General features: G+C 48.2%; 18 protein-coding genes. 1 reads left to right on the forward strand and 17 read right to left on the reverse strand.

Features of this window, described 5'->3' with window-relative positions; genetic code table 11:
- Positions 1-447 (forward strand): hypothetical protein, encoded by a 447-nt coding sequence (locus Q0144_RS04820; protein ID WP_298062197.1) that lies wholly within the window; start codon positions 1-3, stop codon positions 445-447.
- A 445-nt stretch (positions 448-892) separates the two neighbouring features.
- On the opposite strand, the gene Q0144_RS04825 is transcribed toward Q0144_RS04820, so the two are convergent.
- The 17 genes from Q0144_RS04825 to Q0144_RS04905 all read right to left on the reverse strand — a co-directional run bounded on the left by Q0144_RS04825 (position 893) and on the right by Q0144_RS04905 (position 16,457).
- Complete coding sequence (locus Q0144_RS04825) at positions 893-1,132, reverse strand: DUF333 domain-containing protein (RefSeq protein ID WP_297880494.1); 240 nt, start codon at positions 1,130-1,132, stop codon at positions 893-895.
- A 416-nt stretch (positions 1,133-1,548) separates the two neighbouring features.
- Positions 1,549-2,625, reverse strand: coding sequence for a 3-phosphoserine/phosphohydroxythreonine transaminase (gene serC, locus Q0144_RS04830; RefSeq protein WP_298062199.1), 1,077 nt, complete (start codon positions 2,623-2,625; stop codon positions 1,549-1,551).
- A gap of 10 nt (positions 2,626-2,635) precedes the next feature.
- Positions 2,636-3,802 carry an exodeoxyribonuclease VII large subunit gene (gene xseA / locus Q0144_RS04835; protein ID WP_298062201.1) on the reverse strand — a complete coding sequence of 389 codons (1,167 nt, stop codon included), beginning with the start codon at positions 3,800-3,802 and terminating at the stop codon, positions 2,636-2,638.
- Positions 3,795-4,523 (reverse strand): bifunctional demethylmenaquinone methyltransferase/2-methoxy-6-polyprenyl-1,4-benzoquinol methylase UbiE, encoded by a 729-nt coding sequence (gene ubiE, locus Q0144_RS04840; protein WP_298062203.1) that lies wholly within the window; start codon positions 4,521-4,523, stop codon positions 3,795-3,797. The genes xseA and ubiE overlap by 8 nt, the downstream gene beginning before the upstream one ends.
- Positions 4,524-4,532: 9 nt before the next feature.
- A complete protein-coding gene (locus tag Q0144_RS04845; RefSeq protein ID WP_298062205.1) occupies positions 4,533-5,951 on the reverse strand; it encodes a CHAD domain-containing protein in 1,419 nt (472 codons plus the stop codon).
- Positions 5,952-5,999: 48 nt separating this feature from the next.
- Positions 6,000-6,410 (reverse strand): Fur family transcriptional regulator, encoded by a 411-nt coding sequence (locus tag Q0144_RS04850; protein ID WP_298062207.1) that lies wholly within the window; start codon positions 6,408-6,410, stop codon positions 6,000-6,002.
- Positions 6,411-6,474: 64 nt separating this feature from the next.
- A complete protein-coding gene (gene dxs / locus Q0144_RS04855; protein WP_298062209.1) occupies positions 6,475-8,304 on the reverse strand; it encodes a 1-deoxy-D-xylulose-5-phosphate synthase in 1,830 nt (609 codons plus the stop codon).
- On the reverse strand, positions 8,294-9,403 hold the full coding sequence (gene hisC / locus Q0144_RS04860; protein WP_298062211.1) for a histidinol-phosphate transaminase: 1,110 nt from the start codon (positions 9,401-9,403) through the stop codon (positions 8,294-8,296). The genes dxs and hisC overlap by 11 nt, the downstream gene beginning before the upstream one ends.
- Positions 9,403-10,479, reverse strand: a complete 1,077-nt coding sequence (gene pheA / locus Q0144_RS04865) for a prephenate dehydratase (RefSeq protein ID WP_298062215.1) — start codon at positions 10,477-10,479, stop codon at positions 9,403-9,405. The genes hisC and pheA overlap by 1 nt, the downstream gene beginning before the upstream one ends.
- The gene (locus Q0144_RS04870) at positions 10,463-10,900 is read right to left on the reverse strand and encodes a hypothetical protein (RefSeq protein ID WP_298062217.1); all 438 of its coding nucleotides are present in this window, start codon (positions 10,898-10,900) and stop codon (positions 10,463-10,465) included. The genes pheA and Q0144_RS04870 overlap by 17 nt, the downstream gene beginning before the upstream one ends.
- Entirely contained in the window at positions 10,897-12,330 is a 1,434-nt protein-coding gene (gene lysA, locus Q0144_RS04875) for a diaminopimelate decarboxylase (protein ID WP_298062219.1), read from the reverse strand. The genes Q0144_RS04870 and lysA overlap by 4 nt, the downstream gene beginning before the upstream one ends.
- A gap of 45 nt (positions 12,331-12,375) precedes the next feature.
- Complete coding sequence (locus Q0144_RS04880) at positions 12,376-13,422, reverse strand: LptF/LptG family permease (protein ID WP_298062221.1); 1,047 nt, start codon at positions 13,420-13,422, stop codon at positions 12,376-12,378.
- A complete protein-coding gene (gene pth, locus Q0144_RS04885) occupies positions 13,419-13,976 on the reverse strand; it encodes an aminoacyl-tRNA hydrolase (RefSeq protein WP_298062223.1) in 558 nt (185 codons plus the stop codon). The genes Q0144_RS04880 and pth overlap by 4 nt, the downstream gene beginning before the upstream one ends.
- Positions 13,977-13,984: 8 nt before the next feature.
- Entirely contained in the window at positions 13,985-14,521 is a 537-nt protein-coding gene (locus Q0144_RS04890; RefSeq protein WP_298062224.1) for a 50S ribosomal protein L25/general stress protein Ctc, read from the reverse strand.
- 146 nt (positions 14,522-14,667) lie between these two features.
- Positions 14,668-15,873, reverse strand: coding sequence for a PD-(D/E)XK nuclease family protein (locus Q0144_RS04895; RefSeq protein ID WP_298062226.1), 1,206 nt, complete (start codon positions 15,871-15,873; stop codon positions 14,668-14,670).
- Position 15,874: 1 nt separating this feature from the next.
- The gene (locus Q0144_RS04900) at positions 15,875-16,048 is read right to left on the reverse strand and encodes a hypothetical protein (RefSeq protein WP_298062228.1); all 174 of its coding nucleotides are present in this window, start codon (positions 16,046-16,048) and stop codon (positions 15,875-15,877) included.
- A gap of 61 nt (positions 16,049-16,109) precedes the next feature.
- Positions 16,110-16,457 (reverse strand): hypothetical protein, encoded by a 348-nt coding sequence (locus tag Q0144_RS04905; RefSeq protein ID WP_298062230.1) that lies wholly within the window; start codon positions 16,455-16,457, stop codon positions 16,110-16,112.
- Between the last annotated feature and the right edge of the window lie 263 nt (positions 16,458-16,720).

Here is a 16,720-nt window from a genome sequence, read left to right on the forward strand (position 1 = left end):
GTGGCGCCTGGGTATTTTTGCCCGCCACAGGATCCGAAATTTGATGACAAAGCGCTTAAGAGCCTAGCTTTAGCGCACGTTCAAAATTTAAAAATTTTCGCAGAATTTCTAGGCAAGAGCGAGCTTTTAAAGATGCTTGAGCAGATAAAATTCGCTCGAGTGCAGAAAGGTTTTGATTTTGCGCATAGTAAAGACAAGCTTGCGGACGCCGTCTATGAAGCGATCACGGAGTGGATGATAGATTCGCCGAAACTCGATGCGAAGCTATGGGTGCTCGGCGAGGCGTACTATTCGATCAACTGCGACTACCTACTCTCGGCGTACTTGCAGTATCCAAACTACGCGCAAAGACCACAGGAGGACTTTTTGAAGCCCTACTTCGAGCTGTATCTAGCGGGACGGCAGATCACGTTTGAGCGCGGCGAGGTCGTGATTTTCACGCGCTAAATTTACGCAGGTAAGGAAGCGAATGAGCGCTCACAAGCGACTAAAATTTGAGCCTTTTAAACAATAAAGCGAGCAAGGCTCACAAATGGCTGGAATTTAAGCTCAGCAACTATGAGCGCAAATGCTTATCGCATATCCAAAAAATCTGCCTCCTAATCAAGCAATCTAGTAGGTTTCCTGCGCGTCGCGTTAAGTCGCTTAAAATATTTCTGCTTTGCGTAGCCGCCGCTTTCAGCACCTTACTAGAGCAAAATCTCAACACATCGTTGACGTTTGGATAATTGAATTTTTTCCATCACTCTGCTGCCCTCACTTTGTATAAAGTACCCAAATAATTTACTTGCGCTAACGCTTGTTAGTTAGAATTCATCTAAATTTTAAAGAGGAATTTTGACGCAGAATTTTATGGAATTTCGCTGCCGCAAATCTCACAAGCGATAAAATTCTATCGATTTACGCTCTTAAATTTACTTAAATCGCCGCCTGTTTTATAAAATTCTTCAGCGTCGATCATAGTACCATCAGGCAGCTTACAAACGGTGTAATCCACGCCGTTGCCGTCTTTGCGGACGATCAGCTCGCCGCCATTTTTGATACAAAAATCCCCAGCAGCGCTAGCCTCTGCGCTCACCGAAGCGAAAGCGCCCGCCACAAGCGCTACTGCAAAAAATCTCTTAAAACTCATTTAAATCCTTTCGTTTAATTTTGCCTGTTTTTAGGGTTAAGCTTAAATTTAGGCGCTAGATACGCTAAACCTGCGCCTACATAAATAAACCGCCTTCCATCCTCGAACACCGATAATAGCGTTTTAAATATTAAATACTACCTAATAAATCCCAGCAGCGCCAAGTCCGCTCGCCGCTGCAAAATCAAAGCCATCAGACTTCATCCAATGCAAAATTTTAACATCATAAAATTTCATCTTCAATAAAATTCTAGCGGCGAAATCTAAGCCGCATCAAAGCTATTTCTGCCGCAAAATACCAGCTATAAAAGCGAGGACTATGGCAAATACCAGCTTAGCGGCAAGGCAAGCGCGGATCCTAAACGATCTCGTCTATAGGCGCGAGCTGCGTTCAAATCCTTTAAATTTAACCGCTGCTAGCCGTTTTTGCGCGCAAACTCGCTCATAAAAGCGACTAGTTTTTCTACGTCCTCGTAGTTTATCGCGTTGTAGATCGAGGCGCGGATGCCGCCTAAGACGCGGTGTCCTTTAAGCCCGATCATCCCCTCCGACTCCGCCTGCGCGACGAAAAGGGGCTCAAGCGCGGCGTCTGCGATATTAAAGCTCACGTTCATCAGGCTGCGACTGTCTTTTTGCGCGTGGCCACGGTAGAAGCCTCCGCTAGCATCGATCGCGCCGTAAAGTAGCGCCGCTTTGCGCTTGTTGCGCTCGTGCATCGCCGCGAGCCCGCCGATCTCATCCTTGATCCAGCCGAGCATTAAATTTAGCATGTAAATTCCGAAGGTATTCGGGGTGTTGCTCATCGAGTCCGCATCCGCCTGCGTCTTGTAGCGCAGGATCATCGGCGTTTTGGGGTTCGCGCGATCTAGCAGATCCTTGCGGATCGCAACCATCGTAACGCCCGCGGGCCCGCCGTTTTTCTGAATGCCGCCGTAAAACATCCCCACGCTGCTAAGATCCACGGGTCGCGAAAACAGATCGCTCGAGCTATCGACCACGAGCGGGCAGCCGCACTGCGGTAGCTGCGGATACTGCGTGCCGTAGATGGTATTGTTCGAGCAGATGTAGCCGTAGTCGGCGTCGTCTGAAAATTTAACCTCGGGGATGCGGTCGAATTTACTATCCTCGCTGCTTGCGACCACGCGGTAGTTTATGCCGAGCACGCCCGCTTCCTTAATCGCCTTGCTCGTCCAGTTGCCCGTGTTGGCGTATTCTGCGACGCCGCCTACGTATAGGTTCATCGGCACCTGCGCGAACTGAAGGCTCGCGCCACCTTGCAAAAATAGAATCGTAAAATCATCCGAAAAGCCGTAGAGATCGCGCACGCGGCTCATCGCGCTATGCAGAACCTCCTCAAAAATTTTGGTGCGGTGCGAGATCTCCATTATCGAAAATCCCAGCCCTGCATAGTTTAACAGCTCCTCTTGCGCCTGCTTTAGCACGCTCAGCGGGATGGTGCTAGGTCCTGCGCTAAAATTTATTACTCTATCCATTTTGCCTCCTTTAGATGATTTTTGCGTTTTTGCTGAGCTGCTGTGAGCAAAGGACGAACTCGTCGCCTGCGGCAAGCTCGCCCAAGCTCACCGTTTTGCCGCCCTTTTGGATTTGAACGAGGTCTTTGGTGATCTCAAAAAATTTTGCCTTTTGCGCCAAAAGCTCATCCTTAGCGCTTAGCGTATGCTCTGCGGTGCTTAGTTTGGAGCCGATGAAATTTTTAAATTTAAGCTCGAAATTTAAAAGCTTTGCAAGCGAGCCTGAAATTTTTGGCTCGACCGATTTTGATTTAAGCTCTAAAGCTGCGAGGCTCAGCACGTTTTGTGCGGATGAAATTTTATCTTTTATCAGCCTATCAAACGCGTCGCTTATGCCGTCTAGGCTCTGAAAGATCGCGCAAATATCGGGCAGCAGGTCGATCATCGCGGCGGTGGGCGTGAGGCTTCGGTGATCGGCTACGAAATCGCTGATGCTAAAATCGATCTCGTGCCCGACCGCCGAGATGACGGGCGTTTTGGCCGCGTAGATCGCGCGCGCCAGAGCCTCGTCGTTGAAGCACCACAGATCCTCGCGCGAGCCGCCGCCGCGAGCGATGACGATCGCATCGTAGCCCTTCGCGTCGGCTACGCGCAGCGCGCTTATGATCGAAGCAGGCGCGCCTTCGCCTTGCACTAGTGCGTTATACAGATCGATCTTGCAAAGCGCGAAGCGGTCCTGCGCCGTGCGAAGCATATCCGCCTGCGCCGCGGAACCCGCGCTTGTAATGATCGCGATGCTTTGGGCAAATTTCGGAAGCTGCTTTTTGTGTGTGGCATCAAAAAGACCCTCTTTGCTAAGTTTATCTTTTAGCGCAGCAAATGCTGCTTCCAGCTCGCCCTCGCCGCTTTTGCGGATGTTTGAGACTTGGATCTGATACGCGCCCGTGGGGGCGTATAGCGAGACTTTGCCGCTTACGATAAGCTTATCGCCGACGGCGGGGATAAAATTTATCCGCGCGGCGTTAAATTTAAACATCGCGCAATCGATCGCCGCGCTCGCGTCTTTGATCGTGAAATACCAGTGCCCGCTCGTGCTTTGAATTCTAAACTTAGATATTTCGCCCTCGACCTCGACGAAGCTAAAGCTCGTTTCCAAAAGCGTCTTGGCTTGGGCGTTTAGCTCGCTTACGCTAAGCATCGTCGCTCTTCCGCGCGATTTTCTCCGCTATGAAAAGCGTGCTGACGTCGAAGCTGAAGCCCTTTTGCACGTGCAGCTCAAAGCCCGCATTTTTGAGCTTTTCGCTAAAGCTCGCGGCGTCTAGGAAGCTGCCAATGGAGCTTGGCAGATACTCGTAGGCTTCTTTGTTTTTCGAGATAAAGGCGCCGATTTTGGGTAAAATTTTACTCACGTAAAAATCTCTGATTTTAAACGCGAGCCCGCCGCTTGCAGCTTTGGTAAATTCCAAAACCACGAGCGAGCCGCCCGGTTTGACGATCCGGTTAAACTCTGCAAGCGCCGCATCTAGCTCCACGACGTTTCTTATGCCGTAGCTGATGCTTAAAATATCCACGCTCGCGTCATCCAGCGTCGTGGCGCCCGCAGTCGCTTTGATAAACTCGCAGCTAGGAAATTTTTGCTTCGCTACCTCGAGCATTCCTTCGCTCGGATCGATTCCCACGATCCGCTCGATCTGCACGCCGTGCTGAGCTGCGCCGTCGCGCCACGAGCTTATCATATCGCCCGTACCGCACGCGACGTCGGCGATACTCACGAGCCTTCCTTTAAGCTTTTCAAGCGTCAGTTCGACCGCTTTTTTGCGCCACGAAACGTCCACGCCGAAGCTGATGGCGCGGTTTGCCAGATCGTAGGTAGGCGCGATCTCATCGAACATCTTTATGATTTTTTCCTGTTTTTGCACGGGCTTTCCTTATTCGTATGCTTTGATTTTGCGCAGCGATCTTTTCAGAGCGCGCAAAAGAGCCTCTTTTTCATTTAAAATTTTTTCCTCCAGCTCGGCGCGGCGGTCGTTTAGACGGGCGTCCAGAGCCAGCAGATACGCAAACGCGACGCCGCTTTTATCGCTTGCTTTTTGATAGATCGCGATGAAATTTTGCCACACGCTGATATCTTGCAGCGCGCCGAAATCCTCGCAGGCGGCCTTGGTGCGTTTAAACAGCTCCCTGACGCAGCCTTCATCAAAGCTTCTTGCAAAAATTTCAAGCGCGTATTGCAGCCTCTTTAGCCCTATGCGCACGTCGTGAAATACCTGCAGAGATGAGCCTTGCTGCAAATTTTTTAGCTCCACGCGCAAGCTTTTAATCAGCTTGCAAAGGCGGGCGGAGGCGAACTTTTTTGAAATTTTTTCATATTCGCTACGCGCGTAGATGCCGTCCGCGCCGCTTAAAAAGCCGCTAATAGCGCCGTTTAAATCTGCAAATTCCGCGCTAGAGAGAAATTCTAAAATTTTATCCTCCGAGCGCTTTGCGATAAGATTTAGCTGCTGCAAAAAGCTCGCAGGCGCGTCGTCGGCCTTCAAAAACTCCGCAAAAACGTGAAGGTCTCGCAGCTGATTGGTGCGGCTCATAAATCCTGCGAGCAGTTTTACAATTTCGCCCCTTTTTTCCGCCTCGAAAAGCGGCGCGGACAGCTTCAAAACCGCTCTAAATTTGCGGATCTGCACGCGCAGCTCGTGAAGAGCTTCGGGGGCAAGGTTTTTTTGATACTCGCTTTTTGCGGCACACGCCCTCGTCCATGCCAGCTCAAGCACCAAGCGCGCGAGCTTAACGCTGTCCGCATAGGGCTGAGCGAAAAATTTAACTCGGCTAAATTTTTTAAAAACGCTGCGGGCGTGCGCGAAATCAAGCGAGCGCGGCGGCATACCGTAGCGCGCCAAATAGCGACTTTTGTAGCGGTAATCGTCGGTGATCTCGCAAAAATCGCTGTTGCCGAAGGTTTTTGCAAAATCAAAATTTGCACTTGTCGCCTCGCTTTGGAATTTCGCTCGTAAAATCACGAGCGTGCTTAGCTCGCCGCCGTAAAGCTCTAACCAAAACTCCGCCTCGTCGTTAGCAAAGCCGTAGCGGTTCTTTTGCACGACGCGGGCTATCCTGCTTTTTAAAGCCTCTTTGAAATCATCTTTTGAAATTTTAAAATTTAGAGTTTGTCTGTCGAGATCCTCTTTTTTGTGGTGCAAAGAGCACTCGTCGTTTTGGCGGATATAGTAAATTTCGGGGTAGAACGAAGTATAAAACCAAGCGATCTTTACCTTGCGACATTTTAGCCCCACACGCTCTAGCGTCCGCAGAATCGAATCGTCGCTCAATAAAAATTTACGCTTAGTTTGCATACCCGCTCCAAAAATAAAGTGGGTAATAATAGCAGAAAATTCTTTAAACTATCTACACTTTTCGCATTCTTCGACCGTAGCCGTGATATTTAGCTTGCGGATGAAATTGCCCGCTTTGCGCTCGATGTTTTTCAAAACGTCCTTATTAAAGGCATCGTCCATGAAAAGATCCGTGACGTTGCCGCATTTTTCGCATACGACGTGGATGTGCGGCATCTGATAGATGTCGTAGCGGCTCTTTTTATTCGGCGCATTGACCTCGACTACGACCCCTTCGTCGAGTAGGGTATTTAAATTTTTATAAACCGTCGCTAGCGAAATAGATGGATAGTCCTCCTTGATCCCCTCGTATAGGTCATCTATGCTTGGATGTTCGTGGCGATCGAGCACCTTTAGGATGCACAATCTTTGCGGAGTTGCTTTCAAACCGCAGGTTTTGAGTAGTTCTACGTGGCTCATTTTTGTCCTTCAAAAATTTTAAAGTGATATTATCAAATTTTACTTTAAACAAAGTTGATATTAACTAATACTTTTTATCACTTAATATTCGCTCGGTTAGAGTTTGGATATCCAAGCCCAAGCTACGCTCCACGTCGGCGGTCTTGCCGTGCGGTAAAAAGATATCAGCAAACTCGAAGCTCACGATCTTTACGTCCGAAATTTCATTTTCCTGCAAAAATGCGCTTAAAATTTCACCGACGCCGCCCTTTTTGGCATTGTCGCTAAAGACGTACCAAATTTTATCTTTGCGAGCCAAATTTTGCAAAAACTCGGCGTCCAAAGGCTTTGCAAAGACTAGATCTACGACATCCACCTCTATCTGCCCCTCCAGCGCCGCAGCCGTTTTGTATGCTCTACCAGCGCCGTTTCCGTAGCCGATCAGCGCTACGCGCGAGCTATCGCTGCGCTTTAAAAAGACCGATTTTGCAAGCTCTACTGCAGGCGTATCGATTTCGCAGTCTAAAATAAAGCTTCCGCGCGGATAGCGGATCGCCAAAACCCCCTCGTGCGCGTAGGAGTACTCGATGATCCGTTTAAAGCTCGCCTCGTCCCGCGGCGCACACATGCTGATGTTCGGGATCGCATTTAAAAAACTCACGTCAAAGACCCCCTCGTGCGTCTCGCCGTCCTCGCCCACGATGCCCGCGCGATCCATCGCAAGGACTAAGCTTAGATTCATAATTGCTGCGTCGTGGACGATCTGATCGAACGCGCGCTGCATAAAGGTCGAATATATCGTAACGTACGGCTTAAAGCCTTCGCGCGCCATCGCAGCCATCGAGCTTAGCGCGTGAGGTTCGGCGATCGCCACATCCCAGAAGCGGTGGGGAAATTTCTCGATCAGCTTATCCATGCCGGTGCCGCTTGGCATCGCGGCGGTTACGCCCACGACGTTTTCATGCTTGGCGGCTAAATTTAAAAGCGCCTCGGCGTAAATTTGCGTGGCGCTTTTGGCGGCGGATTTTTTCTTAAATTCTCCGCTTTGAATATCGAAAGGCCCTACGCCGTGCCAGCTCTCCAAATAGCCCTCCGCCTTGTCGTAGCCCTTGCCTTTGATCGTTTGAGCGTGCACGACGACGGGTTTGCGCGCGCTTTTTGCCGTCTTTAGCGCCGATATGAGATCGGCTAGGTTGTGACCGTCGACCGGGCCTATGTATTCGAGCCCGAGCTCCTCAAAATACATCCCCGGGATGATGAGCTTTAAGGAATTTTCAAAGCGTTTCGCCATATAGGTGGCGCTTTGCGGAGCGTGGGAGAGCAGCTCTCTTACGTGGGATTTAAATTTTTGATAGGTCTCGCCCGCCATCGCTTGGCTTAGGTATTTGCTAAAGGCGCCGATGGGCTTGCTGATACTCATTTTGTTGTCGTTTAGGATGATGATGCAGGGTAGGCGCAAATCTCCTAACTCGTTCATCGCCTCATAAGTCATACCGCCGCTCATCGAGCCGTCGCCGATGAGTACGACCGGCACGCGATCTTCGTGCTTTAGGCTTATCGCTTTTGCCGCGCCCACGGCTAAAGAGATCGATGTTGAGGCGTGTCCTGCGACGAAGTAATCAAATTTACTCTCGCTAGGCTTCGTGTAGCCGCTGATACCGCCAAACTGCCTAAGCGAGCCGAACTCCTCCCAGCGATCCGTCAAAAGCTTGTGCGCGTAGCTTTGATGGCTCACGTCGAAGATAAACGGATCGCTCGCGGCGTCGAATACGTAGTGCATCGCCACGATGAGCTCGACCGCGCCCATATTTGAGCTTAGATGACCGCCGTTTTTGCTTACGACTTCGATGATGCGCGCCCTGATCTGCGTGCAAAGCTCCCGTAGCTCCTCTAAGTTTTTGTTTTTAATATCCACTCAAAATTTCTCCCAGCGCGCCAAAGACGCGATCGTTTTGCCCCTGCGTGCCGATCGTGATACGCACGGCGTTTAGTCCGTAGCTTTTTAAATTTCGAATGATGATGCCGCGGCGCAGAAGCCTATCGCAAAGCTCGCTACTATCTAGCGGCGGGCTAAGTTTGAACGTGATGAAATTTGCGTAGCTAGGGATAAATTCTAAATTTCGCTCGCGCGCAAAATCCTCGAAGCGGCTCATCTGCGCGGCGTTGTTTTGCAGGCTTTTTTGCACGAAAGCCTCGTCTTTTAGCGCCGCAATCGCCGCTGCGAGGCTAAGTGTCGTGATATTAAAAGGCGGGCGCAGCTTATAAAGCGCGCTTATGATTTGCCGCGGCGCGATACCGTAGCCTACGCGCATACCGCCCAGGCCGTAGACCTTTGAAAAGGTGCCTAGATAGAGCACGTTTTTAAAATTTTGAATTAAAAATTTCGGATCGAGCTTTTTGCGTTTATCTTTAAACGCCGCAAATTCGTTATATGCGGCATCTATCACCAAAAGCGTGTCCTCATCTACGCTGCCGGCGAACTCATACACCGCCTCCGCATCCAAGCACTCGCCTAGCGGGTTGTTTGGCACGCACAAAAAGATGACCGAAATTTCATCCCTGTGCGTGTTATAAATTTTTAAAAGCTCGGCTAGATCGTGCTCCTGAGCGCTCGTTTTGTAAACTTTAGCCTCGCAGTGGCTTGCGTAGATGCCGTACATCGCGAAAGTGACGCCCGCTTGCAGTATCGCGCGGCGCGAATTGAGCTTGGCGTGCAGCGCAAATTCAATGATCTGATCGCTGCCCGCGCCGATGATGATATTTTGCGGCTCTACGCCGAATTTTAAGGCGAGCGCGCCCTTTAGCTCATACATCGAATCATCGGGGTATAGATGCGCGCGTGCCGCGTTTTGCGCGATCGCCTCCTGCACCGCCTCGCTCGTGCCGAAGGGATTTTCGTTGCTGGCAAGCTTTAGCACGTCCTGCTTTGGGATGCCCAGCTCGCGCACCACAAGCTCGATCGGCTTCCCCGCTTCATAATTGCTTAGATTTTCTACAAATTCGTTAAATTTCATTACTCCCCTCCGTTTATATAGCTTCCCAGCCAGGTGATTTCGTGGCCGTTTTTCTGCGCGTTTTGCAGCACGCGCGCCACGCGTTCATCATCCACATGCCCCTCAAAATCGACATAAAAGACGCATTTAAAATCCCTAAGTTTTACCGGGCGGCTTTCAAGCTTGGTTAAATTTATCCCCTCGTTGCGAAACATCTGCAAAAAGTCCACGAGCCCGCCTGGGCGGTCGTCGGTTTTGGCTAGGATGCTCGTTTTGTTGCGGTCACTCTTTTGATTTTTAAAGTCGCTCAGCACGAAAAAGCGCGTGCGGTTAGCGGAGTTGTCCTCGATCTTTTGAAACATCATCGGCACGCCGTAAAGATCGGCGGCGATCTTGGAGCAGATCGCGGCGGAGTGCGGCGTGGCGGCTGCCATCTGCGCCGCAAGCGCGGTCGATTTGGTCGCGGTAAATTTAACGCCGCTAAGGCCGTGATCGTCTAAAAATTTAAGGCACTGATTGTATCCTTGTGGATGCGAGAATATCTGATCCACCGTGCTTACGTCGTCGCAGTGGCTCGCAAAGCAGTGGTGGATATCCATATAAATTTCGGCGACAATCTTGACGCCCTCGTATTTTCGCAAGCAATCAAGCGTCGCTCCCACCGCGCCTTCGGTGTTATTTTCGATCGGCACGACGCCGTATTTGGCCTCGCCGCTATCAAGCTCCTTAAAGACCGCCTCGATGTTTGAGAGCGGCAAATAGGAGCTTACCGCGCCGAAGCGGCTCTTGGCGGCTTGGTGCGAATAGGTGCCGAAAGGCCCTAAAAACGCGACGATCTGCGGCTTTTCTAAATTTCGCGAAACCGAAAAAATTTCAAAAAATATCGCCTCGATCGCCTCTTTGCTTAAATTTCGTGCCTTTCCGCCGTCCAGCCTGCTGATGATCGAGTGCTCGCGCTCCGGGCGGTAGATCGCGCTGCCCGCGGTCTGCTTTAGCTCGCCGATCTTTTTGACAAACCCCATGCGCTCGTCGATAAGGCGCAAAATTTCATCATCCAGCCTATCGATACAAACGCGCAGATCATCGATATTTTGCATCACAATCCTCCTTTTGCTCGCCCCTAAATTTCGGTTTTAGAAATTTCATGCCGCCGCTCTTGCTGCTTTGTGCTTTGAAATTCTTACCGCGCGAACTTAAAATTTCATCGCTTGCAATTACTGCGCCGTAGCTTCCGCGCGCTAAGAAGGCGCGATAAAATTCGTCGCAGCGGGATCTAAAATTTAAAGAGCCGCGATTAAAATTTAAAACGGGGCTTCGTTCTGGCGTTAAATTTAGAGGCGCATTTCGTTCGGATTTGAAATTTAAAGCGGCGGCGCGTTCAGGCTCGGAATTTAAAGCGACGGTGCGTTTAAAATTTAGGGTCGCTCTCACTGCGGCATTAAAATTTAAAGCTGCAGCGCACTCGGATTTGAAATTTAAGATCGCACCCTGTTTTGGACGGCTCGCCGCGCGGATCATACGAGATCCTTTTCGAGCGCGATTAGATCATCAAAGCTCTCGCGCTTTCTAATCAGGCGGTCCTGTCCGTCGTAAACCGCGACCTCGGCGGCGCGGCAGCGGGTGTTGTAGTTGCTCGACATCGAAAATCCGTAGGCGCCGGCGCTTTTGATCGCGAGCAGATCGCCGCTTTGCAAGCAGGGCAAGCTCACCCCTTTGGCCAAAAAATCGCCGCTTTCGCAGATCGGTCCCACGACGTCGCAGAGGCTTAAGCTCTCTGCAGAGCTTTGCGGCGCAGAATTATCCACGGCGGAGCTTAGATTAGAGGAATTCTGTGGCGCGAAATTTCCTTGCAAGCTTTGTGAAACGCCGTTTTGCGGCGTAGAATTTTGCGGTGCGAAATCCTCTGAAGCGGACTTAGCCTCGATGCCGAAAGCTTTGCTATGCGTGGAATTCTGCGCCGTAGAATTCTCGGTGTCGCTTTGGCTCGCGAAGCTTTCGCAGGCGGAATTCTGCTCGCTTACAAGCTCGATTTTATGGTGCGCGCCGTAGAGGCTCGGGCGTATGAGATCGTTCATCGCGCCGTCAACGATGACGAAGCGCTTGCCGCAGTTTTGTTTTTCGTAAAGCACGCGGGTAAGAAATACCCCCGCAGCCCCTGCGATGAAGCGCCCCGGCTCGCACACGATCGTGACGTCTAGACCGCTTAGGCTGCGCAAAATCCCCTGCGCGTAGTCGTAGAGCACGATCTGTTTTTCATCCTCGTAGCGGATGCCGATGCCGCCGCCCACGTCGAAAAATTTTATATCGATCTCAAGAGCTCGCAGCTCTCGCAGCAGATCGCTTACGATCTTTGCGGCGTCACAGATCGGCGCGATCTCCGTGAGCTGGCTGCCGATGTGAAAGTGGATGCCGACGGGATTTAAAAATTTGCTCTTTTTGGCGTAGATATACATCTTGCGCGCAGTCTCGATACTGACGCCGAATTTGTTCTCATTTAGCCCCGTGGAGATGTAGGGATGGGTTTTGGCGTCAACGTTTGGATTTACGCGGATGCTGATACGAGCGGGCTTATTTAGCTTTTGTGCGATTTGCTCGAGGCGCAGCATCTCGGCTTCGCTTTCTAAATTTATCAGCAAGATGTCTGACTTTAGCGCAAACTCGAGCTCGCTATCCTGCTTGCCGACGCCAGAGAATATGATCTTATAGTTCTTTGCGCCGATATACAGAGCGCGGCGCAGCTCGCCAATGCTGACGCAGTCAAAGCCGCTACCCAGATCTGACAAAAACTTTAAAACGCTAAGGTTGGAATTGGCTTTAATAGCGAAGCAAACGAGCGATTTGCGCGCTGCGAAGGCCTCTTTGAGCGCTATGAAATTCTTTTGTATCTCGTTAAAATCGTAAACGTATAAAGGGGTGCCGTATTTGCGGGCTAAGCTTGAATAATCCATAGAATTTCCATCGATAAATTTTGCGCCATTCTAACAAATCAAGGCTTAACGATGCTTAAAAACCAAAAATGCTGCAAAGCCTAATAGCGCTGTTATGGGCATGATAATGCCAAGTTCTGGGATGATGACGCCGTTGAGAGAAAACCTAATTAACACGAAAAGCACTCCCCAAGCGCATAGCGTAGCGATAAAAAATCCGAAGCTTAGCAGCGCAAGATTAAAAAACCGTCCCGTAACGGGCAGGTAATAATACAGCACTAACACCGCCAAGGGCGCGAACAACGGAAAAAATATCATATTATAAAGGCTTGCTTTTATAGTGGAGATATTCACGCCTTGATGCGAAAAGGTGCGGATCGAACGCAAAGCATCCCTGATCGAATATACATTACTCGTATCATAAACACTCGCAATTGAGCTTGGATCAAAGCCTTTAAGCGCCTCACTCTGCGCGCTAAGCTTACTTCTTAATCCACTTCCTCCAAGCTTAAGCTGCGCTGGTAAAGTAGTGGTATTTATATCGCGCAGATGCCAAATTTTGCCTGCGTATTCGCCAGAGCTTGCATGCGAGCGTGAAGCAACGGAGTTATCCCCTATATTAAAGATCGTTATATCATTTGCGTTTTTGCCGTTTAGAGCTTTGATATAGATATATTTACCCTCAAATTTCAAAAACATATCTCCTCCCGTAGGCGATAAATCGGTTAAATTCTTTTGAAATTTTAGCGCGTATGCAAACGGAGTAGAATTTAAAGCTATAAAGCCTGCAGTAATCGCAAGTGCGATCAAAAATGGAGGGATTATCAGAGCGTTTTTGCTAACCCCAAGCGCATAAAAGCTCACCAGCTCGTTGCTTCTAATCATATTAAACATCATTAAAATCAGCGCGAAAATGAGGCTTAGCGGCAGCGTGTAGCTAAGCGCGACTGCAGCCGTTAGGGCGATATACAAAAGAGCGGTATTCGCGCTTGAAGGAAAATCTTTGAGATTGGTAAGCACATCGATGCCTACATAAAAGCACTCAAGGGCTATTAGCAGGATAAAAAAATACTTCAGATAGGAAAGAGCCGCATATTTTACGTATAACTTCACACCCTAGCCTTTTTAATCGTAAATTTTTGCGCGATCTGCTCTATATCCGAGCAAATGAGCTCCTCTACCGCGCGCGCGACGTAGGGTAAAATTTCGCCTAGCTTTTCGCGCTCGCTTTCGTTAAAATTTCCGAGCACGAAATTTGCCGCATCCTGGTCCTGCCGTTTTTTGCCCACGCCGATACGCACGCGCTCGTAATCTGCACCGATTAGCGCATCGATCGATTTGATGCCGTTGTGCCCGCCGCTACTGCCGCCTTTTTTAAATTTAACGGCGCCCAGATCCAAATCTATATCGTCGTGCACCACAATGATGCGCTCGGGCTTGTAAAAATCATTCACGGCCTTTACGGAGTTGCCGCTTAAGTTCATAAAAGTTTGGGGTTTTAAAAGAAGCAGCGAGCCCTTTTTAAAGAGCTCGCCTTGGAATTTAGACGAGCCGAGCTCGCTAAAGCCGCCCGTCTTTAAAATTTCGTCGATTAGCATAAAACCGACATTGTGTCTGGTGTCTGCGTATTTCTGAGCAGGATTCCCAAGTCCTGCGATCAGTATCATAGGCGCCCCTATTTAGCCGAAGTGACTCCGACTACCGCTACTGAGCCGTCTAGGATGATGCTGACGCCCTCTTTTACCGGAATGTCTCGGATCAAAAGCGAATCGCCTACGTCAAGATCGCTCACATCGAGCGTAAAATCGTTTGGTAGATCTTTGCCGGCGCATTTTACGGCGATACGGCGCTTGGATTGCACCAAAATACCTTTGTTTTTTAGTCCTTTAGCGACGCCAGTTACCTTAACCGGCACTAAATATTTGCTTACGACGTCATCCTGAACTACTCGCAAATCTACGTGAGTTAGGGTATTTGTGACGGGGTGCTTTTGGTATTCTTGCACTATAACGCGATATGTCTTACCGCCCACGCTAACCTCGAAAGGAAGATCTTTTTTTGCGCGCATAGCTTTGATAAAGTCGTTTACTTTAAACGCTGCGTTAATATTTTCAAATCCTTTCGCATAAATATTAGCGATTAGATAACCATCTCGTTTTAGGGATTTTGAAGCCCTTTTACCGATACTATCTCTAACGATACCTTCTAACATTAGGTTTCCTTTGTGAAAAAATGAAGCGTGATAATAGCCAAATATTGCTTTAAATCTATTTAAGAAATATGGGACTTTATGCAGATCGATCAATAGTGGAATTTATTTATGCATGTTAGGATGTCTTTTGTGCATCGCAATATAAATTACGACGATAAGCCCTTATGCCGCAAAATTATCATAATTAGCCGCTCTCCCATGATTTCATAAAAATCTTTTTTGTATTCGCTCGCATGCTTTCGCAGCGCGTCTTTGAATTCGTCGTAGAATTTCAAGCTGCATTCGTGAGTTTCAAAAAATTTTAAAAGCGCGCTGTATCTTATGACCGAATAGCGCCCATACTCATCAAATTTTGCCAACTCTCTATCCGCATAGCTATAATCAGGTAGAAGCAAAAAACACTTTGCTCTGCCGCCTGAATCCTGCTTATCGGCAATCTTTGAGTATTTATCTAGCTGAGAGCGTATTACGCCGCTTTGCAAATCGTGTCTTATCCCGTTGATACCGGATTTGATCTTATTTTCGATGACGATTGCGTGGTTTTGATCTTTTATGAAAATATCTATATTTTTGTATTCTCTTAAAATTTGCGCGTCCTCACTTATGTTTAGCCGTAAAATTTCGCTCGCAAATTTTAAAAATAGTTCCGCATCGTTTCGCAGATAATAGACTATCCAATTTGAAAAGCTTAACTCATCGTCCATCTTGCCGATTATCTCTAAGATATTTTGCTCTTTAGCTTTAAAATTTAAAATTTCATCTCGTTTGATCCGCTTCGCAGTGTCGCCGCTCTGCCAAAGCTCGGGCGCGAAAATTTTATCCAGCACGCTTTCGTGGCGGACATATTGCTTCAAAGATTGCGAGGAAAATTTAAATGGCACTAAAAAATGCGTTTCGTCTATCAGTTTCTCATCATCAACGATGTAAAATTTAAATTTCGGTTTTTTAAAATTCGACGTCTCAAATGTTATATACGCCGCATTGGGGCTATCGTTTTCGCTTTCAAATAGCTCGTTTAGAGGCACGCCGCCGTAAGCGATATTTTGTGCTTCAATCATTTCGGATTGTCTTTTAAGCTCCTCTTTAGCGCCGCGCTTTCTGCCGCAGGCAAAAAGCTCATCGCTCAAAAGCAGCTTTAACTCGCTAGCGCAAGCTAAAATTTCAAAACAATGTTTCGAGATAGCACGCACTAAAAGAACTTTGTGCGCATTCTTCGCATCCTCGTTTATCGTGCCGTAAGGATTTACGTAGATGTAGTGCCTGCCGTTGTCTGCCTTAAAAAGATTGATGATTTCGTGCCCCAAGCTCTCGTTCAAATAGCCGCCCGAAAACATTCGATTTATAATTATCATCTCAGAATAAATTCCTATCTATATTTTTAGCGCTAAATTTACGCACGCATTCTCGTATGGCGTTACGTACCTCGTCGCGCTTTTGTTTGTCATAAAAATATAATCCCGTCGAGCCGAAGCTTCCAAAGACGTAGAGATAATATCTTGTTTGGATATCATTAATGCGCCGCCCCAATCTAGCGGTTTTGGCATTTTTGGAGCTCATCCTAAAAAATTTAATCACCGCTAGAAAAATTTTAGAAATATTTGCGCTTTTTACCTCTTTTTTTCTCTAAGCGCATATCCTCGATTTGATCTGCCGTGACGGTTCTGCTGCGCATTAAATTCCAATACGGCGCGCAGAGCAAAACGGCTACAATGCTATTTTCAACATCGCTTCTAGGGAAAGTGATTTTACCTGTTTGCATATCGATCAGGTATTTTTTGTTTTTATTGTAGATCAAAATGCTTTGAAACGGCAAAAGCACTAAAATCACGGCACCCACGCCTAACGGCAACAGCAAAATTCCAATGAGCAGCGCCCATTTAAAATTTTTAAAAACGATTTCTAGTGCAGTATGGACGTCGATTATCTCATATTTCATAAAATTCTCTTGCGATGAAATTTTAAAATTTTATTCATTTGATCGCTTGCGCGATTTAAATTCTAAAAAGCGCCGAAGCATTAAGACCTCAGCGCTTTTTAGATAAATTTCGCGACTAATTTCGACGCGAGATTATTTCTTTTTGCGACGTTTTTTGTCGCCCGCTTTTTGGGCATGAGTCCTATTGCATCCTGCTCTTTTTGTTTTGTTAGAGCTCATTCGGTTCTTAACCGGCATTTCCTACTCCTTATAGAAAAAATATG

Source organism: uncultured Campylobacter sp., from assembly GCF_938045345.1.
Classification (GTDB): Bacteria; Campylobacterota; Campylobacteria; order Campylobacterales; family Campylobacteraceae; genus Campylobacter_B.